This window comes from Paraglaciecola sp. IT1134 (assembly GCF_058068185.1).
In genome coordinates this window covers 2,552,336-2,575,868 of record NZ_CM176486.1, presented here as the reverse complement: position 1 = coordinate 2,575,868, position 23,533 = coordinate 2,552,336, and the positions used below count along the sequence as shown (strand labels likewise).

General features: G+C 44.6%; 18 protein-coding genes and 2 pseudogenes. 9 read left to right on the top strand and 11 right to left on the bottom strand.

All coding sequences use genetic code 11. The features are described from left to right. Positions 1–316: 316 nt before the first annotated feature. Complete coding sequence (locus AC3RV5_RS11120) at positions 317–1,147, bottom strand: hypothetical protein (RefSeq protein ID WP_489731986.1); 831 nt, start codon at positions 1,145–1,147, stop codon at positions 317–319. A 304-nt stretch (positions 1,148–1,451) separates the two neighbouring features. On the opposite strand from AC3RV5_RS11120, the gene AC3RV5_RS11115 reads away from it, so the two are divergent. Next, positions 1,452–1,574: a hypothetical protein gene (locus AC3RV5_RS11115; RefSeq protein WP_489731985.1), complete on the top strand. Its 123-nt coding sequence runs from the start codon at positions 1,452–1,454 to the stop codon at positions 1,572–1,574. 59 nt (positions 1,575–1,633) lie between these two features. Here the strand turns inward: AC3RV5_RS11115 and AC3RV5_RS11110 are convergent, their stop codons facing one another. The 3 genes from AC3RV5_RS11110 to AC3RV5_RS11100 all read right to left on the bottom strand — a co-directional run bounded on the left by AC3RV5_RS11110 (position 1,634) and on the right by AC3RV5_RS11100 (position 3,784). Next, the gene (locus AC3RV5_RS11110; protein ID WP_489731984.1) at positions 1,634–1,819 is read right to left on the bottom strand and encodes a VOC family protein; all 186 of its coding nucleotides are present in this window, start codon (positions 1,817–1,819) and stop codon (positions 1,634–1,636) included. Positions 1,820–2,272: 453 nt separating this feature from the next. Next, positions 2,273–2,743: a tyrosine-type recombinase/integrase gene (locus AC3RV5_RS11105; protein ID WP_489731983.1), complete on the bottom strand. Its 471-nt coding sequence runs from the start codon at positions 2,741–2,743 to the stop codon at positions 2,273–2,275. Between the two features lie 84 nt (positions 2,744–2,827). Beyond that, positions 2,828–3,784, bottom strand: a complete 957-nt coding sequence (locus AC3RV5_RS11100; RefSeq protein WP_489731982.1) for an SGNH/GDSL hydrolase family protein — start codon at positions 3,782–3,784, stop codon at positions 2,828–2,830. Between the two features lie 648 nt (positions 3,785–4,432). Between AC3RV5_RS11100 and AC3RV5_RS11095 the strand changes: the two are divergent. Then, positions 4,433–5,005, top strand: a pseudogene (locus AC3RV5_RS11095) (ISAs1 family transposase); the annotation flags it as partial. A 448-nt stretch (positions 5,006–5,453) separates the two neighbouring features. On the opposite strand, the gene AC3RV5_RS11090 reads toward AC3RV5_RS11095, so the two are convergent. Then, positions 5,454–6,989, bottom strand: coding sequence for a methyl-accepting chemotaxis protein (locus tag AC3RV5_RS11090; protein WP_489731981.1), 1,536 nt, complete (start codon positions 6,987–6,989; stop codon positions 5,454–5,456). 272 nt (positions 6,990–7,261) lie between these two features. Between AC3RV5_RS11090 and AC3RV5_RS11085 the strand changes: the two genes are divergently transcribed. Continuing rightward, entirely contained in the window at positions 7,262–7,612 is a 351-nt protein-coding gene (locus AC3RV5_RS11085; RefSeq protein WP_489731980.1) for a YciI family protein, read from the top strand. 46 nt (positions 7,613–7,658) lie between these two features. Here AC3RV5_RS11085 and AC3RV5_RS11080 read toward each other — a convergent pair whose 3' ends face one another. After that, the gene (locus AC3RV5_RS11080; RefSeq protein ID WP_489731979.1) at positions 7,659–8,957 is read right to left on the bottom strand and encodes an RNA polymerase sigma factor; all 1,299 of its coding nucleotides are present in this window, start codon (positions 8,955–8,957) and stop codon (positions 7,659–7,661) included. 824 nt (positions 8,958–9,781) lie between these two features. Between AC3RV5_RS11080 and AC3RV5_RS11075 the strand changes: the two genes are divergently transcribed. From AC3RV5_RS11075 to AC3RV5_RS11060, 4 genes are all read left to right on the top strand, one after another. Continuing rightward, a complete protein-coding gene (locus AC3RV5_RS11075) occupies positions 9,782–10,249 on the top strand; it encodes a hypothetical protein (protein WP_489731978.1) in 468 nt (155 codons plus the stop codon). A gap of 117 nt (positions 10,250–10,366) precedes the next feature. After that, positions 10,367–12,718 (top strand): sensor domain-containing phosphodiesterase, encoded by a 2,352-nt coding sequence (locus AC3RV5_RS11070; RefSeq protein ID WP_489731977.1) that lies wholly within the window; start codon positions 10,367–10,369, stop codon positions 12,716–12,718. Between the two features lie 204 nt (positions 12,719–12,922). Then, positions 12,923–16,279 carry a mechanosensitive ion channel domain-containing protein gene (locus AC3RV5_RS11065; RefSeq protein ID WP_489731976.1) on the top strand — a complete coding sequence of 1,119 codons (3,357 nt, stop codon included), beginning with the start codon at positions 12,923–12,925 and terminating at the stop codon, positions 16,277–16,279. A 115-nt stretch (positions 16,280–16,394) separates the two neighbouring features. After that, on the top strand, positions 16,395–16,712 hold the full coding sequence (locus AC3RV5_RS11060; protein ID WP_489731975.1) for a hypothetical protein: 318 nt from the start codon (positions 16,395–16,397) through the stop codon (positions 16,710–16,712). Positions 16,713–16,987: 275 nt separating this feature from the next. On the opposite strand, the gene AC3RV5_RS11055 is transcribed toward AC3RV5_RS11060, so the two are convergent. After that, the gene (locus AC3RV5_RS11055; RefSeq protein WP_489731974.1) at positions 16,988–17,659 is read right to left on the bottom strand and encodes a hypothetical protein; all 672 of its coding nucleotides are present in this window, start codon (positions 17,657–17,659) and stop codon (positions 16,988–16,990) included. Between the two features lie 214 nt (positions 17,660–17,873). On the opposite strand from AC3RV5_RS11055, the pseudogene AC3RV5_RS11050 reads away from it, so the two are divergent. Next, positions 17,874–18,032 (top strand): annotated as a pseudogene (locus tag AC3RV5_RS11050) (transposase family protein); the annotation flags it as partial. Positions 18,033–18,426: 394 nt separating this feature from the next. Here AC3RV5_RS11050 and AC3RV5_RS11045 read toward each other — a convergent pair. The 4 genes from AC3RV5_RS11045 to AC3RV5_RS11030 form a co-directional block, all read right to left on the bottom strand. Further along, complete coding sequence (locus AC3RV5_RS11045) at positions 18,427–19,137, bottom strand: hypothetical protein (protein ID WP_489731973.1); 711 nt, start codon at positions 19,135–19,137, stop codon at positions 18,427–18,429. A 5-nt stretch (positions 19,138–19,142) separates the two neighbouring features. Further along, the gene (locus AC3RV5_RS11040) at positions 19,143–19,415 is read right to left on the bottom strand and encodes a helix-turn-helix domain-containing protein (protein ID WP_489731972.1); all 273 of its coding nucleotides are present in this window, start codon (positions 19,413–19,415) and stop codon (positions 19,143–19,145) included. Positions 19,416–19,584: 169 nt separating this feature from the next. Continuing rightward, positions 19,585–21,225 (bottom strand): cation:proton antiporter domain-containing protein, encoded by a 1,641-nt coding sequence (locus AC3RV5_RS11035; RefSeq protein ID WP_489731971.1) that lies wholly within the window; start codon positions 21,223–21,225, stop codon positions 19,585–19,587. Positions 21,226–21,479: 254 nt separating this feature from the next. Further along, positions 21,480–22,862: a GntP family permease gene (locus tag AC3RV5_RS11030; RefSeq protein WP_489731970.1), complete on the bottom strand. Its 1,383-nt coding sequence runs from the start codon at positions 22,860–22,862 to the stop codon at positions 21,480–21,482. A gap of 263 nt (positions 22,863–23,125) precedes the next feature. On the opposite strand from AC3RV5_RS11030, the gene AC3RV5_RS11025 reads away from it, so the two are divergent. Next, complete coding sequence (locus AC3RV5_RS11025) at positions 23,126–23,485, top strand: DUF2750 domain-containing protein (protein WP_489731969.1); 360 nt, start codon at positions 23,126–23,128, stop codon at positions 23,483–23,485. Positions 23,486–23,533 lie beyond the last annotated feature (48 nt).

Genomic DNA, 23,533 nt, shown 5'->3' with positions numbered 1-23,533 from the left:
CCCCACTTGGGCAAAGGATGGGAATTGGAAACGTATTATGTCTGAGCTTCGCTCAGGCCAATACCAACCTTAACCCGTTCGGCGTGTGGAAATTGATAAACCCGATCGCGGTAAACGCCAACTGGGTATCCCTAATTTATATTAGTTTATACAGATATCCATTTTAAATATTCAACGCTGTGAGGGACGCCTTTATGCTAACGTGTCATTGATAGTTATCGTGGGTGTCTTGATTACTCGATAGTTATCGTGGGTGTCTTGATTACTCCCTTTGATTACTCCCTTTGATTACTCCTCGGTGGAGTGAAGCGCCTTGTTAGGGCCTTGTTTCGAATCTGGGGGCAACATAACCAAATTTTTCGATAATTAATCGCTCTCTCTCGACGACAAGGTTCGCTGATTTTATGTCGTAGTAGTACTCTGGACCATTCTTTCTAGAGGAGGTATTTGTCTTAGGCCTTGATATCACGTTTGACTTCGTATTTCCTGACATCTCCACACCATAATTACTAAGACCGCGAAACAGATCCGCTTCCAAGGTTTCATTTTTAATAAAGTGGTTTACAAAGCAGTTTTTTTGTTCATATTCCTTGATTTGTTTAACGGTCGATAATTTATTAAGCACGTGTAGTTCGTTCGATTTTGTACAGAATAGTTTTAGATAGCGAAATGTCATAAGCCCCGCAGCTCGACTTACTGTGCAACCACTGTAGCCTTCGCCGATATCGGCCATGTATTTTTCATCATGCATCATGTTCAGCCACTCCCTGAAGGCACTTGCATCATTAATGTTTGCATATGTATCTTTCCATGCTTTTGGGTTTCTAGAACGAATTGCAAGTAATTTTAAAAAAGCAGCATAAGGATTGTTTATCCAACCCAAACCACGTATATCATCATTTGCTTTTGTGACATTGCTAAAAACTGCTCCTCTGTTATCACAACCATAACCCCATAGCGATGTATACCACGCCCATGGATTTCGTACTGACCCCAAAAATATCTTGTTTCCATTAAATAAATCTGGAGTTGCTTGATTGTGCTTTCCTACTAATTCCCCATCAAGCAGATCTTTCAAGGTATTTCGAATATGAGTACATCCTGTTTTATGCAGCTCAAGATAAACAAAACGATCAGATATAAACATCGTACTTTTCTCCTATAATCTAGGCCTATCCTCCGAGTTCAGGTGAGTTTGAGACGATGCCTGTTCTTGCGGCAGCAAAAATAGGCAGCGGGTCAGACATCACATGCAATAATTTATTGGGCGTGCGCGCGCGCCCGCAAAAGGGGTTATCAATCAATTTTAATTCGCACACTGGTTAATTCCCCGTTCCATACAAGCTGTAGTTTTCCATCGGCGTACCAACCAACTTCCCCGTGACTGGGAATTAGAAATCCGTTTTGGCGCTGGTAGTCTCCGAAATGCCACTCCCAGGCAACTTTCTGGTATGATAGCCAATGATCGCGACTACAAAAAAAGCCACAAAGCCGCAGAAAACAATACGGCTCAACTACTACTTTCCCCCATGGTCGCTCACCGCCCTCTTAAGCGGGAAGATTTTGTTGGCTAAAATGTTGAATGGAGTAAAACAGCCAACAACATTTTTTTCGTTTAAAGCGATTGTTAGGCTTAGATGTCACCTCGGCAAACAATATGAACTTTATTTCCATCAGGATCTCGAATATAAGCTCCGTAATAACCTGCACCATAATGCTCTCTTTCATTTGGTGCTCCTTCATCGGTGCCACCAAATTTAAGTGCCGCAGAGTACGATTCATTAACACAAGCAATATTAGGAGCCAAAAATGAAATCATAGTTCCATTACCCGATGTTGCTACTTGTTTATTAAATGGTTCATAAACATAGAACCTAAGTAATTGGGTTCCCCTAGCTATCCAAGAGTTATCGTGGGAAGAATTATCGTGTCTTGATTACTTCTGCGAAGCGTCAACCAATCACTAGCACCGCAGTTTATGACATTTCATCGATTAGTCGTGTTGCCTTCCCCTTCACCCAACAAGGTCAGCACGCTTAAGTGTGGATTTCGCGGCTCAATAGTTTCCCGTATCAACGCTTAACTCGACACCTTACGATGCGGCCATTTGCAGGGTGGCCTTGAGTTTTTTTCTAAGTGATGAGTCACTGATAGGATAATTCCCTCGAAAACCGGTTGGAAACAACCCGTCACGGGGATGTTCATGACACCAATACCGTCTTAATTGCCCAAGCAACGACGGGGGAATGACGACAAATCGGTCTTTATTGCCTTACCCTAATCGGATCTTAAACGTGCAGCGCTCCCCATCAATATCTTGCACTTTCAAATTCAAAAGCTCACTAATGCGTAGACCACAACCATAGAGTATCGACAACATCACACGGTACTTTTCTGGTGTACAGTGTTGGATGATGCTCTGTACTTGAGCTCGCGACATCAACTCCGGTATTTTGAGTTGTTTCTTCGGCCAACTCACTTTAATGGCAAATTCGCGATGCAGCACATTGGCAAATAGAAAATGGATCGCGTTAAATTTTAAGGCGATCGTCGCCCTGGATAATTTCTTCTCTAATGAGAGATGTTTGAAATAAGCGCCAAGTGCCTCGTCGCTTATATCTGAAACGGGTTGTTCGAAGTAACGAATTAAATGGTCACTTGCAGCCCAATAGGCACTAAGGGTCTTTTCAGAATAGCCTCGAGCGTTAATTTCATCACTGAGTTGTTGCGATAGGATGTTCATCACTTATCTCCTTCGATAAAGGGGAACAATTCCTATCGATAAGTGTGGTCTAAATTCGGAGAGGCGCAGGCTCCGCGTAGCGGCTTAGTTCAACAGCTTATTAGGCATGTTTCCCAATATCGCCTTTGCAATCAACTGTTGCCCTATTGGATTCGGGTGAATATTGTCTCGGTATGGATTATTTCCATTCTTAATTGATTCTGTGAAATATGGTTCAAGCTGTATCGCAGTTATTCCTATTGTTTCACATAGTTCACGTATTCGAGCATTGCCGGGGTTTGCTCTATCTTTATTTATCTCACCTCTTTCCCAATGCTGAAACACCAAGACTGATTTGGAATTATTTTTCGCCAGGATCAAGAAATTCTTTAAATCATCAAGCCCCTCGGCAACTTCTTCAGTAGATGGTACTGCAAAATGATCGTTCTCATTTGCATTTGCGCTCGACGAAAAATTCGGTAAATACCTTGGCAAGTACCGAGTAAAGCCCTCAACCAGCGCTGAGAACGGTCTACTTGTCGGGTGTGTATTTGAATTAAGAGGATGAAAAGTTGGATTATCACTATAGTCATGGCTTAAAATCACTAAGACCACGACATCAGCTTCAAAAAAGCCGTATTTTTTGACATAAGCAAGCCAGTTTCCTGGCCCCCAACTACCCGCAGAAATATTACCCACAACCACATTTCCTGCGGTAATTTCAGTCAATTCGTCTTGTAGAATACTAGTTGCCAGCTCAGCGTGATCAATTAAGTTGCCGCCATTCAATACCGAATCACCAAATACCATAACCCGATGTTCATTTCCCCTTTTTTGTGGAGGAAATGAACCCGACCTCATCCCATAATGATTTATGATAATGTGGTTACCAAACCGAAAGAGATTTTGATCAGGCTTAAACATATATTCAATTGTCTGGTCTGTTACTGTAAGAGGAGGCGTGCCTAAGCCAAGATAGTATCTTGCAAATAATTCTCCCCCGGCAGTGATTAGGATGGCCATGAGTAACAGCCAGCCGAGATTTTTTTTTCTAATCTTCATAGACTTTTGTTCCTGGGCCTAACAATTTAGTTAACGACAAAATGGTTTGTTTAAACACCCCAAACTGTCGAATACAATTCAAAGCATATTTTTACAACGCCCTCATGTATATATTTTATATTGGCTTTTCAATAGTTTATGTAAACATCCATTTTAAAGTACAATTTATGTAAACCCTAGATTCTAAAACGAAGTGCACCACTTAGTTCATTATAGACTTCATTTGGCGTTTTAAATTCCAAGCATTTTCTCGGTCGATTATTGAGTGAGTTTTCTACCTTGCTCAATTGATGTTGAGTCACATTTTTTAAATCTGTCTTTTTTGGACAATACCGGTGGTTTTCAAGATAGTTGGCACTGTTTTCCCAACTTTTGTTAGGCTACATTCTCCTGCTCATTTTTTATACTTTCCTTCTCTGGATTCAATGATACTGGCCCTGCCGGTTGGCAATTCCTGACATCACGGGACCAGCGTAATCGGTTCGCCATTTTTGCCTTTTCCAATACTAACTCCCTACTGTGTAAAATAACCTTGTCTTCACAGGGCGAGATCGTGAACATTTTTTAGACAATTAGAGTTTTTCGTTAAGATAATTCTTTGATTTTATAGGTAGCTGTGATCTTATACTCCCTTTTGTGGAGGCCTTTATGTATCTCGAAGCGTTTACGACTCATTTCAGTGCCATTATCGACCAACGTCAATCCGCTAAAGTCACCTATCCGTTGTGTGATGTGTTGTTCGTCACCCTTTGTGGCGTGATAGCAGGCGCAGAAGGTTGGTCTGAGATTTATGATTACGCTGAAGGTCACCACGACTGGTTCAAGTAACAGGGTTTTCTTATCGATGGCGTGCCGGTCGATGACACCATTGCCCGTATTATCTCTAAAATTGAACCTGAGCAGTTCCGGCAATGCTTTATAAATTGGATGCAGGAGGTGCATCAGGTGACTGAAGGCGAAGTGGTCGCCATCGATGGAAAAACATTACGTAGCTCGTACCAACGAGGGGATAGGCAGTCCACTATTCACATGGTAAATGCGTTTGCGTGTGCCAACAAAGTGGTGATGGGACAGCTTAAAACCGAACAAAAATCGAATGAAATTACCGCCATCCCAGCGCTCATTAAGCTACTGGAGGTAAAAGGTGCGCTGGTATCCATTGATGCGATGGGCTGCCAAACAAAGATAGCACAGCAAATAGTAGAGAAAGAAGCTGATTACCATTGCTGTGAAAGTGAAAAAAGGGTTGGGTCGAATACATTTAAAACGCATTGAAGACGCGACGCCGAAAAGCGCTTGGCGGGCTTAGTGTCAGCCAGTTCCCTGGTATCAGCGCTATGCATATGCCCAAGGCGCTCACGACTGTATTGCCTGACAGAGAGTGTCCCATATTATGCACTGTGGATTGGATAGACAGACCCGGTGCTGCTAGCAGTCCTTTGTAATAAAGGCAAACGACTGACTGACAAATAAAATCGTCATCAATGTAAAAGTCGTTAGTTTTGCCGTCATTAGGTCAATATGCCTTATGCTGAATAAATTTTATCGAGCATAGGTTAACCGAGAAAGCCCCTAAGATGCTCAATTGGCAACCGCGATTATTAATCCCCCCGATTTACAGCGAGGGCGATTGATCTTCACACGCTGCGGCAGAAGCCCCATCGTACCATCAGCCAAAAGTCTGCCCCATGGAAGCCAAATTCTTTGAGCGCGCCGATATGCTCTTAGCTTCAAACTCAACCTTTTCCACCTGTGTTAAATTGTGTTGTGAGGCATCACTGATATTGACAATGCTTTCGCTGATGCTTTGCGCCACAATACTTTGCTGCTCAGACGCCACACTGATTTGACTGGCCAATTCAGCAATATCTGCCACGTCGTCATACACTTTATTAACGACATTTTGTGTTTCTCTGGTTTCATCTACACAGGATTCAGCCGCCGCTTTTCCTTGCTCCATAGTTTTTGACCATCTAAGCAAGGTATCTTGGATTTCAACCACCGACGATTGGATCTGGGTGGTCGCCCCGTGCGTGCGGCTAGACAATGCACGCACTTCGTCCGCTACCACAGAAAACCCCCGTCCCTGTTCGCCAGCGCGCGCCGCTTCAATGGCAGCGTTTAATGCCAGTAAGTTTGTTTGATCGGCAATACTTTGGATCTCTTGCATAATGTCGCCAATCCGTTTGGCTTCCTCTGCAAGACCTGCTGCCGAATTGGCCGAATTGGCAACATCTACTGCCAATGCCGCCACCTTATTCATCGTACTAGACATGGCAGTTGTGGCCTCACGGCAATCTTGGTGAACAGAGTCGACCTTAGCCGCAGTATGAATGGTGTTTTTTGCAACCTCATCGATACTTGTGACCATTTCTTCTACTGCCGCAGCAACCAGATGCAACTGTCGGGTTTCATTTTCAACACTGGTTTTGGTGGTACCCACAGCTGACATTAAGACGTTCACCCCAAGATCAAGGGAAGTAGTACTGTCCTTGACCCGCCCTAATATAGTGCCAACCTTGCTTTCTAACATTTTCACGGCAAAGTCCACCACACTTTTATTGCCGTTTCCAGAGAAAATCGTCCGGGAGACACTATCGTAACGGGTTTTGATAGCGGTGGCATGCTGACGAAATCCGAGTAACTCAGCATTAAACACTATATAAGGCAGTAGCAACGACAACAGAGTGAAGTAAGCAGAGATAAAACTCAGCCCCACTATTGCCAACGTAGCCGCAACAAATAACACATCCTTGCTCCAGCCGTTTTGCTCAACCCAATTCCCCTGGGTTTTACCCGCATTTAATTTAGCATATAGCGACTCGGCAACAGACTGATAACCCGGTTTAAGCACTTTTCGCACCGACTGATAGCCAGTTAAACTTCCGCTTTCATAGATTGGCGTGACATAGGCGTCAACCCAATAAAAACCACCGTTTTTACTTTTATTTTTAACCGCGCCTCGCCAAGCCTGTTTAGCTTTTAGTTTACTCCACATATCGACAAAGGCGGCTTTGGGCATATCCGGATGACGCACTATACTGTGATTTTGCCCGATTAACTCTTCAGAAGTATAACCAGCAACACGACAGAAACTTGTGTTGGCATACTGGATCACGCCACGTATATCAGTGGTCGACACTAATTCTTCCGTTTCCCCAAAACTAATCTGCTGACTCACTACCGATGAATTACTACTGATCATTTAACGATGCCTTTAAGGTTGACGTATGTATTTGTTCAATTCCCAAACAAAAATTTGTTGGATTTGCCACGGTTTATAAAGTTTATGATTAACATCAGACGCTTAACGTCAATTTAAGAGAATATTATACTTTAGTCTAAGGTCTGTGAACCTAAGTTGGCAAAATATTGTTATAAATTGTCTCCTTTCTAGTCCTTTGCTCGTCATCTAATTGGTGATATTGATAAAATCCGTTATTAGTATCAACTACAACTAAACTGGAAAGATAAATCATGAACGAATATATGTTGATATACAAAGGCGGCGATCCGAACTGGATGGATAATGTTTCCAAACAGGATATGGATGCCTCTATGCAGCGCTGGGGAGCGTGGATGGGCAGGTTACAAGAGCAAGATCAGTTGGTGTCTGGCGGGTCTCCCCTGGCTTACTCCGGGAAAACCTTGACTAAAGAGGGCGTAGTCACAGATATTGCCGCCACTGAATTTAAAGAACTGGTATCAGGCTATTCTATCGTTAAAGCTCAAAATATCGAAGCGGCCACAGATATCGCCAGAGACTGTCCTATTTTTTCTTATCCGAATATCACGGTTGAAGTGCGCCAAGTGATTAAGATGGATTAGTCGCCAGGTCATTGAGTGAACACGTTCAATCAACAGGTGTTAGCCACTAAGGGTTAGCGACCTGTTGATTGTTGCTGTCGGCTTGCGCCAACAGGCTTGCCACTTGCTGCATCATCAGGCGTTGCTCATGGGCGGTACCTCCTTGCTCTAACGACTGCCCGACATAATGTTGAGCCATTTGTTTATCACCGGCTTTAGCATGCAAGTGGGCCAGTACCGCACAAACATGATGGGACTTGGCGAACACCTTGTCTTGGGCCAAGGCTTGAACGTGTGAAATAGCTTGAATTACCTCGCCGGCATAGCCTAATGCAATTGCCTGGTTCAGCCTGGCTAAAGGCGAGTCGGTGATATCGATTAAGCTGTCATAAAGGCGGATAATTTGCCGCCAGTCGGTCTGCTCAAAGTTAATCGCCTGGCAATGCTGCTGGGCGATTAACGCTTCAAGGTAAAATCGTCCGGTTGCCCCTTTGGGCATTTTTGCCGCCAACGCCAGCATCTGCTGGGCAGTGTGCAAATAACCTTTATGCCACAGGCTACGATCTTGTTTATTCAGGGGGATGCCAAAGCCCTTGGCATCGACTCGGGCATCAAGCTTGGCAATGTGAAAGTGCATCAGCGCAAATAAGGCGAAGGTGTCTTGATTGGCCAGCCTCGGCATGTCCAGCATCAAGTCAACAAGGCCTATCGCCTCTTGGCAAAACAAGGGGTTGATCAACGCTTTGTCATCGGAGCTATGCAGACCTTCGTTAAATAATAAATATAAAACCGTATGTACTCTATCCATGGCAGTTACTAATTGAGAATCATCTGGCTGCACGAAATATTCATTTTTCAACTGAGCTTTACAACGTAGCAGACGTTTTTTAACGGTAGTTACCTCCAGTATCAAGGCTCTAGCAATAGCCTTGATACTTAAACCACATAAATAACGCAAGACAAAGGGCAGGATGTATTCTGTTTTTTGCTCCAGCTGACAGCACATAAAGATCATACGCTGCTGGTCGTCGACAATATTGTCCTCACTAAAAGCTTGCTCTACGGTAAGATTTAAAGTCCACTCACTAACAAGTTGTTGGCCAAGATCAGTGGCAAAATTGGTTTTGGTTTTATTGGCCCGGATTACATCAAGCGCCCGATTTTTAGCCACCCGTATTAACCAGGCTGACGGATTAGCTGGGACGCTTGTGCTTTTCCAGTGCACTAACGCCTGGTTAAACGACTCCTGCAAAACATCTTCCGCCAAATGCAGGTTATGTCCGCCAAATATTCGCGTTAACACCGCCAACAGTCTGCGGTATTCGCTTTTATAAAGGCTATCAATCAAGCCTGATATTTCCTGCATGTTATTGTCTCAAGATATTATTTTCCCCGGGTGCAAACCTCAGGGTGTGTATTATGTTTAAAGCGCGGTACGTCACAAATAGGTAACCGCCCCGGGAATAAATCATTTATCGATATCAGAAACAACGCCGGTAATAAACATAAATTTTCATAACGAAACATTTCTGCGGCAAAATTTAAAGGCAGGTTGTCCAAGCGACTATTGACTAACTCCATTATCGCCTGAAGTTAATTTTGGTGCTCGTCCTGGCCTAGTTGTACGCCATGAACGACAATGATTTTACGCTGCTTTTTAGGAGCGACAGTCATATTCCCGTCCTTTGGAACACATTGAATGTTTGCCTCGTCCCAAGATAAAACCTTGCACAGCGTTGGGAGGTAGATACTTAATATAGACCTAAATAATCACCAAGCGTACCCAAACTTCAGATAAGAACGCTTCATACGTATCTTAGGTGTATATAGAAGCGTAAAATAGCAGACTCATTCGTCTCACCCAACGGCAGTTACCCCAATTTAAGTTGTGGCCTAACGGGCAGAAAACCTAAATATCCGGGCATAAGGCCTGAACCCGCTCGGCAAAACAGCTAAATTATGGTATAAAGTTTGGTGTTTTAATTACCTGGTCTACAGTTTTTAGTAGACATCGATCCGGTCTTAAAAAAATCGTGATGTCGGGGGTCATAAGTTTTCAGATATTGGCATCTGCTGACCCAACCGGTTACCCAGTACCGGTAATCGTATTTTAGTATTATGCGTTGGTATTTTTATTAGCCAGCTACTTAGCAAACCAACAACTAGCTTAATTATCTTCCTTGGAATGCCATGCAAAAATTTGAATATCTCACGAATAAATATCGTGTAAAAACCCTGAAAAGACTGTTTATTCCCTTAGCCTTGTTCGCCCTAGCCGGCATCTACCTCGCATGGACGTTTAGCCACTTCGAGCTAAAATATCTATTCAATGTATTACAAAACAGCATGCTGGTATTAGGCCCATTGGCCCTAGTAATTAGCGCTATTATATCTTTGCAATTTTGGCTTAAGGCTTACAAACAAAGCCATTTCCCTAGCCTGCACATTGATGATGACTCTATACTTTTGATTGACGGGGCGATTGAAGAGCGAGTCTATTTTGTTGACATGCATAGTATTCGGTTGCGCAAACCAGGTAGACGTAAAGAGTCCATTCAAATCCTGTTAAATAGCGGCCAAAACATTAACATTGACTACGGTTTTCCAATCGAGTCCATCAAACAATATTTGAATAAAACGCAGCATTGTAAACTCTAGACTTTGCGCACTGCATTAAAGAATTTGGCTTTTTCGTTACATCTTTATACTATGGGTCTTCAGCGACCTGCCTAATTATATTTGATTAGTTGCAATTACATACTCGGGAGTCGATGTTTGAGAAGTGCAGAGAAACCAGATAATGAATTGCAACGTCTAAAAGCCCTCTATTCACTGGCGCTGCTGGATACCCCACCAGAGGAAAGATTCGACCGTATTACCCGCTTGGCTACCAGAATATTCGATTGCGCCCATGCATCTATCACGCTGGTAGACGAGAACCGGCAATGGTGTAAATCCGCGGTTCAATTGGATTTAATCGAAACACCTCGGGAAATATCATTCTGCGCCCATACAATTTTACATGACAAAACTCTGATCATAACAGATACCCGGGAATACCAGGATTTCCTCAACAATCCTCTGGTCACAGGTGAACCGCACGTATGTTTCTATGCGGGAGTTCCTTTAAAGATCAATAAGATACACAAGGTCGGGACCCTGTGTATCTTAGACAATCGACCGCGCGCCATGAGTATCACCGATGTTGCAATCTTGGAAGATTTAGCCGCCATAGCCGAGTCTGAGCTGCAAGCGCTGGAGGTTAATGACATTTCCCGGGCGCTGGTTCGTTCGGAAAAACACCTTAAAGAAAACGAGAAACTCGGTCGGATCAGGAACCATATTTTAGAACTGATCGTTAATTCGACGGCTATCGCGCCTATATTGGATACCATAGTCAAAAGTGTCGAACAGGAATACGGCAATATACTGTGTAGCATATTGTTACTTGATGGCGAAGGGTCCCATATAACCGTAGGTGCGGCCCCATCTTTTCCGGATTTTTTTAATATGGCAATTGAAGGGTTAGCAATAGGCATGGGCCAAGGTTCCTGCGGTACGGCTATGTTCACTGGCGAACGAGTAATAGCTGAAGATATCATGACTCATCCCTATTGGGGGAAATGGAAAAAACTCGCCGCCAAGGCCAATCTGCGGTCCTGCTGGTCACAGCCGATCAAAAATGCAACTGGCACCGCGTTAGGTACCTTTGCAATTTATCATAATCACCCCGCTTCCCCCGACAAAAACGATATAAAATTAATTGAACAATTTGCCTACTTGGCCAGTATCGCCATTGAACGACAAAGAAGCAGTGATCTGATTTGGCATCAAGCCAATTTTGACGAACTCACCGGCTTACCCAATCGTAATATCATGGGCGAACATCTTAAACATGCGTTAAATGCAGCCCACAGAGACCACACCCAGGTGGCCTTGATGTTTCTTGATCTCGACAATTTTAAAGATATCAATGATACCTTGGGCCATAGCGTAGGTGATGATTTATTGGTTGAATGTGCCCAGCGCATCAAACAAAGTGTGCGAGAAAAAGACACGGTAGCTCGCTTAGGTGGAGACGAGTTTGTGATCATCCTCACCGACATTCCTGATTTCAAAGGCCTCGAACGCACAGCGCAAAAAATCCTTAAAGTGTTGTCTGTCCCATATGAATTACAAAACGAAGTCGTACATAGCTCGGCCAGCATAGGCATTACCATCTATCCCAACGACGCCAAAGACGTACCCACTTTGTTAAAAAATGCCGACCAAGCCATGTACGGCGCCAAATCCATGGGCAAAAATAACTACCATTATTATACCCAGAGTATGCGTGATGCGGCCCTTGAACGAATGAGCCTGATCAACGACTTACGCCTGGCAATTAGCAATCAGGAATTGTATGTGGTCTATCAGCCTATAGTGGATTTACAAAGTGGAGATATTTACAAAGCGGAGTCACTGATCCGCTGGCAACATCCTACAAGGGGCCTAATTGCTCCGGTAGATTTTATCCCTTTGGCTGAAGAAACTGGCTTTATTATCGACATTAGTAACTGGGTATTGGAACAAGTATGTAACAAGGTAAAACACTGGCGTAAAACGCTCTGCCCCAGGCTACAAATCAGTATTAATACCTCTCCAGTGCACTACACCGACCATGAACGTTGCATTACCCAATGGCTAAATTATTTATTGGAATCATCCACGCCGCCGGAAGCTATTTTATTAGAAATAACCGAAAGTTTGCTGATGGACTCCAATGAGAGTGTGTCCAAAAAGCTATTTCAATTCCGCCAGGCTGGGGTGGATATCGCCCTGGATGATTTTGGCACGGGTTTTTCATCCATTTCCTATTTAAAGAAATATCCCACGGATTACCTTAAAATTGATAAAAGCTTTGTTCATTCCATGACAGAGGTGAGCAATGATAAAGTATTGTGTGAAGCGATTATCGTGATGGCAAAAAAACTTGGCATCAAGGTGATAGCCGAAGGTGTAGAAACCACCGAACAGCAGAAAATTCTGGAAGACATGGGCTGTGATTTCGCCCAGGGCTATCTATTTTCCCATCCGTTAAAAACCGAACAGTTCGCTGAATTGCTTAACAAAGGGCGGTTAGGTTAATTTTTCAAACGGTGTTATAGCCTTTCTAACTCAGGGTTGCTAAGGTGTAATCGCCCTTATTTAATCTCGCTATTCACTTTGCGCCAGGTGTAAATAGCCATGCATAATATCCCGTAACTCTGCGTAATTTATGGGCCTGTTAAGCCAAAGTCACATTCACCGATAACTGATGTACAATGCCACAGCATGATTATTTGAGCCCTTATGACTACTAACCCAACCTCCTCCGTTGTTTTTGCCTGCTTTGGCTTGTTCGCCATCATATTTAGCACCTTAGGCCTAGCCGATGATGACTCCTTACCCACTATTGCCGACCTGCAACAGCGCCTGAGCGTAGCCAGCGAAGCGGAAGATTTAAGTGAGGTAGAAAAACTCGAAATTGACAAGTTTTATAGTCAGGCTATTGAGCATATTCGCGCCACGCAACAATTCGAAACAGAGACCCAGAATTACAAACAAGTCTTGCTCAATGCCCCGAAAGAACAGTTAGCCCTGGAACAGCAACTGGAACGTTATCGGCCCGAGACGTTAACCGGATCCTTACAAGGTGTTTCCTTAACGAAAATTAAACGTCGGGTGACCAAAACCGAAGGTGAAGTCACCACCCTAAGGGCAAGTTTGACCGATCTCAAGGCTAATCTAGACGAAGAGCGCAGCCTGTTGCTGTTGCAAATGATCAATGAAACCCAACTGGCAATCAATGCCGGTAACAGTGTAACTGTGGCTCAACCCGATACCAAGCAGTGGCAAGTAGCACAATCGGTCGCTGAGCAGGCTGAGCGACAAATGCAACAGGCTAAGATTGAATCGTTGAAACAGCGTTTGATCTATCGCCCGGTACGGATTGCCTTGCTGGAAAGCGAAATTGCGTTAACAAGTAGACAACTAGCTGGCACCGAGGCGCTGTTGAATCAATTGCAACAGGTGCAAAATCAGTTGGACAGTCAAAAAAATGCCTCCTTGTTAGCCAAGCTAAAGGAGTTTTCCCAAACATTAAGCACTGCCCCCGCCGCCTTGCAAAAAATGGCCGAGGAAAATCTGGATTTGGTTACGCTTAGTGCAAAAATGACTGACACTCAGGAAAAAACCAACTATGACCTGTCTCATATTCAAGCCCAGATAACCGATCTGAATGCCAAATACTCATCTCTTAATCGCCTGTTAGAACTGGAGATTTATGCATCCTCAGCAGTGCTCGGCGACGCCCTCCGTCAGGAATGGGAGCTGGCCTCCAACTTTAGTGATACCAGTAACCTGATTGAAACAACTGAGCAGACATTAATTGACAGCCGGGTCACCTTGTTCAGTATTAATCAGCACCGAGCGCCTTACCAAAGGCCCAGTATTAAACAGTTAATGCTCAAAATCGGTCCTCAGGCAGAACAATGGCGCGACAGTATTGAAAAACTGGTCGAACAGCGCAACGAGCTTATTTCTGAACTAAGTAATGCCTACACCATACATGTTGAAGAATTATCAGTATTGCTCGACCGGGTACGTTATTTAACTGACCGCACCGTCACATACAGCAACCTGCTGGAGAGCAACCTGTTTTGGATCCCCAGTGCGAGTCCATTTTATTTTAATACCATCACGGAAGCGGGCGACTCTGCCACCTGGTTATTCCGCACTGAGCATTGGCAGACGGTGGGCCGAGCAGTCCAAGTCAACCTGTCGCGAAACATCTTCAGTTTACTGATCATTTGCCTGTTTCTGATCATCAGTTTGGTGGTACGCCGCCGGCTTAAACTGCGCCTGACAGCAATCACGCCAGATATTGGCCGCGTGCAATCTGATAGCTTTAAATTGACCGCTGAAGCCTTGGGCATAACAACCATACTGGCTTTGCCCCCTGCCCTATTATTATTTGGCTTATCGGCATTATGTGATGCGCCTTCCGGTTTCGCCAATAGTCTCAGTAACGCCTTTTATATAGGCGGCTTGATGATGATTTACCTGGAGTTTATGTTGCAACTGGTCAGAAAAGACGGTCTGGGAGAGGCACATTTTAGCTGGCGCGATTCCACCTTGGGTTTATTACGCAAAAACAACCGCTTGCTGATGATCGTCTTTATTCCCGTGGGCATTATCATGACCTTGATCAACGCCCAGGCCAGTGCCGAAATAAGGGAAGACTTGGGTCAGTTATCTCTGATCATCTTGTGTTCGTCTTTGGCCATTTTTGGTAGCCGGATCACCCGCAATGAATATTACAAAAACCGCCGTTCCCTGCATTCCTCAGAGCGATTTTCCTACTTTTTGTATGCCTTGTTGATCGTGCTACCCGTCGGCCTGATCATTTTATCGGCTATAGGTTATCAATATAGTGCCCAACGTATCCTTAGCCTAAGCCTGCAAACGGGAGTCCTGGTCACGGCAGCTTTACTACTTTATTACACCGCAGATCGGGCGTTGAAGGTCTATGCCCGGCGTCTTGCGCTGGAGCATATCCGCGCCAAACGAGCCGCAGCCGTTGCCGCCAGCGCCCAGCAAGACTCAGCGGAACAATCCGGTGAGGGTATCCCTGAAGTCATCGACAGCCAGGAGCTGGACCGGCACACTATTACCAGCCAGACCAAAGCTGTGATCCGCCTGGTTATCTGGGTTGGCTTGATTGCTTCGCTAATGGTGATCTGGCAAGAACTTTCCCCTGTAGTCAATTCGTTAGATGACATAGTCATGTGGGAAATCGCCAACAGCGATCCTGCTGAAGCCGTTAAGACCATTACTCTTTGGAGTTGTCTGCTGGGAGTGGCTATCTTGATCATCAGTTTAATTGCGGTGCGCAATTTACCCGGCTTGCTGGAAATGACCGTACTTGGGCGTCTGAATCTGGCCCCAGGCAGCAGTTATGCCATAACCACCATGCTCAAATACAGCATAGTGATCATAGGTATTTTGGTATCGGTAAATTTGCTGGGAGCCCAATGGTCCAAACTGCAATGGTTGATCGCAGCCTTGAGTGTAGGATTAGGTTTTGGCTTGCAGGAAATCGTCGCTAACTTTGTCTCGGGAATAGTACTGTTATTCGAACGTCCCGTTCGACTGGGAGATACCATTACCATAGCCGGGCACACCGGCACGGTCTCCCGGATTCGCATACGCGCCACCACGGTCAGTGACTGGGATGGCAAGGAATTGATCATCCCCAATAAAACCTTTATCACCCAGGATTTTATTAACTGGACCTTGTCCGATCCCGTGACCCGAATAATTATTCCAGTAGGTGTTGCCTACGGTAGCAATACCCAAAAAGTCGTTGCTTTATTGCTCGAAATAGCCAGTACCAGCAAAAATGTCTTTGCCGATCCGCCCCCTGCCGCACTCTTTATGGCCTTTGGTGCCAGCAGTCTGGATTTTGAACTACGGGTATTTGCTCGTACCGTTGTCGACCGGGCCATGGTGACCCATGAACTGCACATGCGTATAGATAAAGAATTTCGTGACAATAATATCGAAATATCCTTTCCTCAGCGTGATGTGCATCTCAATATGAACTCACCACTAGAAGTAAACCTCAAACGCGCCACAGAACCTAAGCTTAAACCCGCTGAGGAGTAAACATGCTCAAGCCTGCAAGATAGATATTATCCGCGATCCGGCCAGTTAAGTTTTGAAGCTGTGGGTCTTAACATGGATAAAAGCCATTTTTTCTTGCGAGATGAGGACGGGCTAAATGTTACAGACGGCGAAACCTCACACCGCGGTAGAGCTTGCCGCTCGCTACCAACTTATTAAACAGATAGTACTGGCAATCAATTACAGCTTCAGCCAACATCAATACGAATTTGACCGCCCGAGCAGTGGTGTGGTTAAAGGCAACAATATCGACACCGCTCCCACGCAGCTTGGAAATGCCCGTTTAACCTGGCGCCCTAATTCAGCCTTTAACCTGGAATGGGAATGGTTACACCTTGGTAGCTATTACCTGAACCCGGCCAGTACTCATAGCTACCTTGGGCATGAGCTATTACAGCTACGCGGCCAATTCTAGCCACCTCATTGGTTACGCGTAACCACTAAAGTCGAGAATATCGCCGATAAGGCCTACGCCAGTCGTGCAGATTATGCCTTTGGCTCTTATCGCTATTTTGGTGGTCAGCCTAGGGCACTGTACCTTGGAGTGCATATCAATTTTTAAGCATCTTGCTTGTGCCAGCACGGCTATTTAACAGTATCATGTGGTCGGCAGAAACTAGCCTGACACAACGGCAGGCTGATAATTACTCAGCCAGATTGGACTCGGCATACTCAAATGGTTACCTCTATTTAAACTATAGGAGGGGTCATCACGCCGCCAACCATAGCCAATTCAGGAGGGGTCATCACACCGCCAACCATAGCCAATTCAGGAGGCGTCATCACGCCGCCAACCATAGTCAATTCAGGAGGCGTCATCACACCGCCAACCATGGCCAATTCAGGAGGCGTCATCACACCGCCTACTACGGCAAATTCAGGAGGGGTCATCACACCGCCTACAACAGCAAATTCAGGAGAAGTCATCACACCGCCTACTACGGCAAATTCAGGAGGGGTCATCACACCGCCTACTACGGCAAATTCAGGAGGGGTCATCACACCGCCTACAACAGCAAATTCAGGAGGAGTCATCACACCGCCTACTACGGCAAATTCAGGAGGGGTCATCACACCGCCTACAACAGCAAATTCAGGAGGAGTCATCACACCGCCTACTACGGCAAATTCAGGAGGGGTCATCACACCGCCTACAACAGCAAATTCAGGAGGAGTCATCACACCGCCTACTACGGCAAATTCAGGAGGGGTCATCACACCGCCTACTACGGCAGACTCAGAAGAGGTAATCGCATCAGCAGAAGCGGAAAATATTAATCTGTTACTCGAGGAAGTAGCCAAAGCTGAACTAGAAACTAAAACAGAAACGGCTATAAGGGTGACAAGGTTAAGTGTTTTCATATAAATATCCTAAATATCTCAATAGGTGGATTGAGTTCCACATATTGATTATCAGGATATTGGAGGGCAATGTCACACTTAAAGCGAAATTAATAGCTTTTTTTTAATACCATAGTATTAACACGGCGATATCGTGATCGTTATTTGAACCGACTCAACATAATTTGACGGTCTGATTTGCTGTGATCTTATGCTCCTTTTTGGCAGTCAAACTATGATAAACGATGTATGTGCCCAGCACTTCGCCTATCTAAAAGACCCACCGCAAACGGCTAAAATAAGCTATGCCCTATATGATATTTTGTTTTTATCTATTTGCGCCATCATCACGGGCTGTGAAGGCAGGAAGGATTTTGAAGATTTAGGTAAGGCGAGACATACCATGATTGGGCAGATGTAAAGCGTATCCGTATGGCGATAAACTACCAGCATAATGGCCAAAAGGTGTCACTGGTGTACTGCTATTACATCAGCTGAGTCCTGCTGACGACAGAGAAATGGCGTATAGGAACTAAGCGCACAGGGTCCTGAACACAGCGATAGGTGAGGATAACGGGCAAATATAGCGTGGGGATGGTGCCAAGAATATTGCCCGTTTTAGCCACAGCGGCATTATTCTGATAAAGGGTGATACGATTACAAAAGCCAGTGATTGGAGTAAACAATCAGTGGCTGCAATGGTTACTTGCTACCTTGGGGCAATATTTTTAGCGAGATGCAACTCGATTGAGCAATAATTAAACATTCATGCTCTTGCCGGGATAGTATTAAGCCTTAAACCAATACTTGGAAATTAACGTATACCCTTGCACTAACATTAATAGTACGGCATAGGTTGTAAGCCCATGAAAAACATAGGGCGCAGCGTAATACACCACTGTGCTAGGCACATCAAAAACCCGCCTTAACACATATTCCACTAACACCAATTCATGTAACACTATGTATAACAACGCCACCTGGTACAATGAATGATCCAGGTCCAAGGAGCGATAACGAGTAGGAAAGTACGTCGCCATGATAAAAACCCGGCGAAAGAAAAAGTAACGGACTAACATGTTGATATTAATTAATAATACATACCAATAGATCACTGCGCCCTGGTGTTCGCTGAAATACCAATAAAACTCAGCGACTATACATAAAGTCACTACCACAGCTATCGACAAGCGCAGGGATTCTTCGCTAAATTTGATAAGTGACAGAATTACTGCAGTGTAGGTCAAGATCTTCAAAGTTAATTGAAAATCCGAGCCAATAATCACAGGAAATAACAACATTGAAGATAAGTTAGACACGGCCATGATAACGATGACACTGACCATGTTAATTTCACGGATAAAAAGTATTGCTAAAAAAGCTAGTAGGGCTAGATAAATTTTTTCGAATAACAGGCCTTGACCGAAAGTGGAAAAGCCTGCGCCAATAAACACCACCGCACCGACAAACTTCGCTATGCGAGCAGAATTTAAATACACGCCTACTAGATTCTATCGGTAATAAATTTAAAGTATCCGACAATTTGATCAACGAAACTTGCTCGAGTTTGAGCTTTGGCTTTACTACGACACACAGACCACCATTTGTTCACTAATTCAATTTGCAGAGAACGCATAGTTTCAGGTTTGTGGTTTTCAATAGCCGAAACAGTTTCACGGCTCAAACCCAACCGCTGGGCAAGCTCACCCTGGGTATAACCGGCCTCTTTTCTTAGATTCCTCAAAATGACAGGAATTTCACTATTTTTTAAATCCATATTCCGGTGCCCTTGCAATAACTACGGTTAAAAAAATTCCATGCTAGATGGTAACTAATTTTCGTTCATAAAGTAAAGAATTAAATGAACGGTCATTGATAAGTAAAAAAATACCCCTACCCTCGATGAAAAACTCCCCTCTTGTTTCATTCGGCTAATTGAGCCTCAGCTATTCAACTCTATTAACAGTATCTAGTATAGGCGTGGAGGTGGTGACTAAGCTCTTATTTACCAATAATTTTGCAGTTTCTTGCCGAGCATGGACAAAAGCACTGATGGCTAAGCCTTTTAAAGCAACCTTTTCATCACGACTGTTAATTTTCACCACCACATTGGCGCCAGGATAATAATCCAGTACCGCCTGACAGATGATCTTTTTGCTAGATAGGGTGTTTACCGTAACGATCACGCTGGCTGATTGCTCAACTCTTAGGGATTCAAGTACCGAGCGGTTATCCAAATGCCCAAAATAGGCCATGTAACCACGTTCCCGCGCCAGTAATACATGCTGCAAATTGTCAGAGATGATTACGAATTTAGCCCCTCTTTTAGTCAACTCCTTGGCGACTATGCGCCCTATTACGGCAAAACCGCAGATTACCGCGTGCTGGCTTGCGTCTATGGGGGTGATTTTGTCCGACTCGAAAAACTCCACCACAAAATAAGATGCCAGTTTATAAATATTGTTTACCATAAACGGGGTAATAATCATCGACAGCACGGTCACCAGGATCAAAAAACTACCTAACTCCTGGGATAAAATATTCTGACTGATAGCCAAGGAAAAGATTGCAAACGAAAATTCGCCAATCTGACATAAGGCAATGGCAGTTTTAATGGCATCACTCTTGTTTGATTTGCGACGGATTAAGCCATAGATAAGCAATGCTTTAATGACCATGGTAAACAGCAACACCCCAAGCACCCAAAAGAACTGCTCATAGAAATACGCGATATTGATATTGCTACCAATGGAAAAGAAAAACGCCCCCAGTAGAATGTCTTTATATGAGGCAATATCAGCCTCAACCTTTACATGAAATTTAGTTTCTGCAATGATCATCCCGGCGATAAAAGCGCCCAGAGAATAAGTGAACCCCATTTCGTGGGCCAGCAAAGAAGCACCTATTACGATACTCAACACCGAGCCTAAAAACAGCTCTTCCAGCTTGGCATTATTCGAAAAATGCAACAACCACTCAATCAGCTTCTTGCCCAGAGTAAACATAAAAACGATGACCAAGGTGGCAGAGAGCAGGGTTTTTAATAACACATCGCCCAACGACAGCTCGTTGTTGGACATAAAGCTGATCAATAACAATATGGGGATGACCGCTAAATCCTGAAATATCAGAATAGCGACGGTTTTATTGCCGTAAGGGGTATAAATATCTTTGGATTTTTTTAAATAACTTAAAACAATAGCCGTTGATGACAAACTAAATGCCAGGGCAATGACCACCGACGCGCTAGCCTCGATGGAAAATACATAATGAGCCAGCAGAAAAATCACTAGGGCACTGAGCATAACCTGCAAAGTACCATTCACGAACACGACTTCTTTCATGCGTTTAAGCTTACTGAACGACAACTCCAAGCCTATGGTAAACATCAAAAAGACTATGCCAAATTCACCAATTAGCTCTAACGATTCCGGGTTGTCCCCATTGTTGAAATCAAACAAATTGCTGATGATTGTACCGGTGATGATGTAGCCGATAATGTGTGAAATCGCCAGCTTTTTGAAGATGATATTAAGCACACTGGCGATGGCCAGAGAAATAAAAATAATTAGAAGAATTGAATCCATCGTCCTGCCTCTATATACGTAACAACTCGTAAAACGCTAACAAACTTATAACAAAAATTTAAAATTAAAGAGTTATATAACGTTAAAGAGTATAAGTAGAATAAACGGCTGCTCCGATTAAGTCTATCCCCTAATAGCCAAAATTTGTTCCCCTCTTAGCAAAGTTAAAACACAAAAAGTGTGCAAAAAATCGCTTCCACAGCTTTAGCCTGCCACCAATAAGCTGCCCTCACCTTTTAGCCCTTCACAGCGATTTACAAAAATAGACTTATCAGCAATGCCAATGCAAAGGCGATGGTGCCTAACAAGGTTTCCATGACTGTCCAGGTGCGCAAGGTAGTTTTTTCATCCATATTTAACAAGCCGCTGACCAGCCAAAACCCCGAATCATTAAAATGCGACAGCACTGTTGCTCCGCCAGCAATAGCAATCACCACGCAGCATAAATCTATAGCTGATAAACCTGTGGTGGCCGCAACCATGGGCGCCAGTAAGGCCGCAGTAGTGGTTAACGCCACTGTAGCCGAGCCTTGGGCGACCCGTAAACAGGCAGAAATAATAAATGCCGCCACGATCAATGGCATGCCGGTATCGGCCAACAAGCTAGCCAAGGCATCACCTATGCCACTGGCGCGCAATACACCACCAAACATGCCCCCTGCTCCGGTGACTAATATCACCCCACAAATAGGCGCCAGTGAATCCCCACACCAATCTTGAATTTTGGCCATACCGTAACGGTGACTAAACATAACGATACTAAGCAGCAGAGTGATTAACAATGCCACCGGAGTTTTCCCTACCAGTCTGAGGGTATCTACTACAGTATTCCCCCCGGCGATGACACCGGCTGTGAGCAAGGTATTTAAGCCTGTATCCATAAAAATCAGCAGTACAGGTAACAATAAAATAGTCATTACACTGGCAAAACTTGGCGGCGTATGCGCCTCAGTATTGCCATGGGAATTGTCTGTAAAAAACAGTGAATCTAAGGGGATAACAAAACGTTTGCCGGCATATTGGCTATACAGGTAAGCCCCCAGATACCAAGTTGGCAGCGCGATCACCAAACCCACCAGCAACAACAATCCAATATCGGCCCCCAAAAAGTCCGCCGCAGCTACCGGCCCAGGGTGAGGAGGCACAAAAGCATGCATCACCGCAAATGCACCGGCGGCGGGTAAGGCATAGGTTAATACTGACCCATTAAAACGCCTGGCCACACTGAAGATGATCGGCATCATCACGATCAGGCCGGCATCAAAAAATATCGGGAACCCAAAACATAACGACGCCACCCCTAATGCCAACGGGGCTTTATCAGCCCCAAAACGATTCACCAGATTGTCGGCTAATACCTGTGCCCCACCCGACACCTCAAGCAATTTACCTATCATGGCCCCCAGCCCTACCAGTAATGCTACCGATGCGAGGGTGCCACCAAAACTGGCCATTAGAGTAGGCACCACTTCAACTACCGGGATCCCGGCGAACAAGGCCGTTAGTAAACTGACCACACACAAGGCAATAAAGGCATGCAGGCGCAGTTTGACAATTAAGCCGAGCAAGGCGAGTACAGCCCCCAAAGCAAGAAGTAATAAATACCCGGGCTGAGCTGTTACCACCAGTGTTTGCATAGTTATCCTTATGATCCATCTTACTTTTTCGTAAACTTAGCAGATTACAAAGCATAAGGATAACCACAATAACAACCCTGGCGTGATACCCAACAGGTGCAGCCTTTGGCTGTTATTCTGCTTGCCCTACTGCACACCAGTAACAAGACATTTAGCTCACCCCGTACGGTTGCGTAACCCAGGGTCAATGATAAGTTTAGCGTTGTTACGGGTTGACTTACTCCGTATGATTACCCCAAATACAGATAAGATTAATACTCACCATGACAGATACCAACACGCCTTCAGCCGATTTTATGTCCCAAGTTCAAAACACTCAAACTATCTGGGCCTTGCAAGATCAAACCAGTGAAGGATGGGTGATACTCGATTCCATTAATTTTGAAAACGCCGATGTAATGCCAGTGTGGTCCAGTATCGAATTGGCCGAAACTCATTGCGTAGACGAATGGCAAGACTACGTACCTATGGCCATTAGCCTGGCTGACTGGTTAGAGTTTTGGGTAGAAGACTTAGCTCAAGACAATGTGTTAATTGGCGTGGAATGGCGTGACGGCGGCGAGTACCTAGAAGTCGAGCTGGCAGAATTTAGTCAGATGTTAGCAAAAATAGAAACGCTTTAATCCACCGGGTGCGGCTCCAGAGCATAGAGAATAGATTTACGACCGCCG

What these genes read in the sequence shown, in the direction of transcription:
- AC3RV5_RS11120 (WP_489731986.1), bottom strand. Translation starts at nt 1,147, where the DNA reads ATGTTTATATCTGATCGTTTTGTTTATCTTGAGCTGCATAAAACAGGA.
- AC3RV5_RS11115 (WP_489731985.1), top strand. Translation starts at nt 1,452, where the DNA reads ATGATAGCCAATGATCGCGACTACAAAAAAAGCCACAAAGCCGCAGAA.
- AC3RV5_RS11110 (WP_489731984.1), bottom strand. Translation starts at nt 1,819, where the DNA reads ATGATTTCATTTTTGGCTCCTAATATTGCTTGTGTTAATGAATCGTAC.
- AC3RV5_RS11105 (WP_489731983.1), bottom strand. Translation starts at nt 2,743, where the DNA reads ATGAACATCCTATCGCAACAACTCAGTGATGAAATTAACGCTCGAGGC.
- AC3RV5_RS11100 (WP_489731982.1), bottom strand. Translation starts at nt 3,784, where the DNA reads ATGAAGATTAGAAAAAAAAATCTCGGCTGGCTGTTACTCATGGCCATC.
- AC3RV5_RS11090 (WP_489731981.1), bottom strand. Translation starts at nt 6,989, where the DNA reads ATGATCAGTAGTAATTCATCGGTAGTGAGTCAGCAGATTAGTTTTGGG.
- AC3RV5_RS11085 (WP_489731980.1), top strand. Translation starts at nt 7,262, where the DNA reads ATGAACGAATATATGTTGATATACAAAGGCGGCGATCCGAACTGGATG.
- AC3RV5_RS11080 (WP_489731979.1), bottom strand. Translation starts at nt 8,957, where the DNA reads ATGCAGGAAATATCAGGCTTGATTGATAGCCTTTATAAAAGCGAATAC.
- AC3RV5_RS11075 (WP_489731978.1), top strand. Translation starts at nt 9,782, where the DNA reads ATGCAAAAATTTGAATATCTCACGAATAAATATCGTGTAAAAACCCTG.
- AC3RV5_RS11065 (WP_489731976.1), top strand. Translation starts at nt 12,923, where the DNA reads ATGACTACTAACCCAACCTCCTCCGTTGTTTTTGCCTGCTTTGGCTTG.
- AC3RV5_RS11060 (WP_489731975.1), top strand. Translation starts at nt 16,395, where the DNA reads ATGTTACAGACGGCGAAACCTCACACCGCGGTAGAGCTTGCCGCTCGC.
- AC3RV5_RS11055 (WP_489731974.1), bottom strand. Translation starts at nt 17,659, where the DNA reads ATGAAAACACTTAACCTTGTCACCCTTATAGCCGTTTCTGTTTTAGTT.
- AC3RV5_RS11040 (WP_489731972.1), bottom strand. Translation starts at nt 19,415, where the DNA reads ATGGATTTAAAAAATAGTGAAATTCCTGTCATTTTGAGGAATCTAAGA.
- AC3RV5_RS11035 (WP_489731971.1), bottom strand. Translation starts at nt 21,225, where the DNA reads ATGGATTCAATTCTTCTAATTATTTTTATTTCTCTGGCCATCGCCAGT.
- AC3RV5_RS11030 (WP_489731970.1), bottom strand. Translation starts at nt 22,862, where the DNA reads ATGCAAACACTGGTGGTAACAGCTCAGCCCGGGTATTTATTACTTCTT.
- AC3RV5_RS11025 (WP_489731969.1), top strand. Translation starts at nt 23,126, where the DNA reads ATGACAGATACCAACACGCCTTCAGCCGATTTTATGTCCCAAGTTCAA.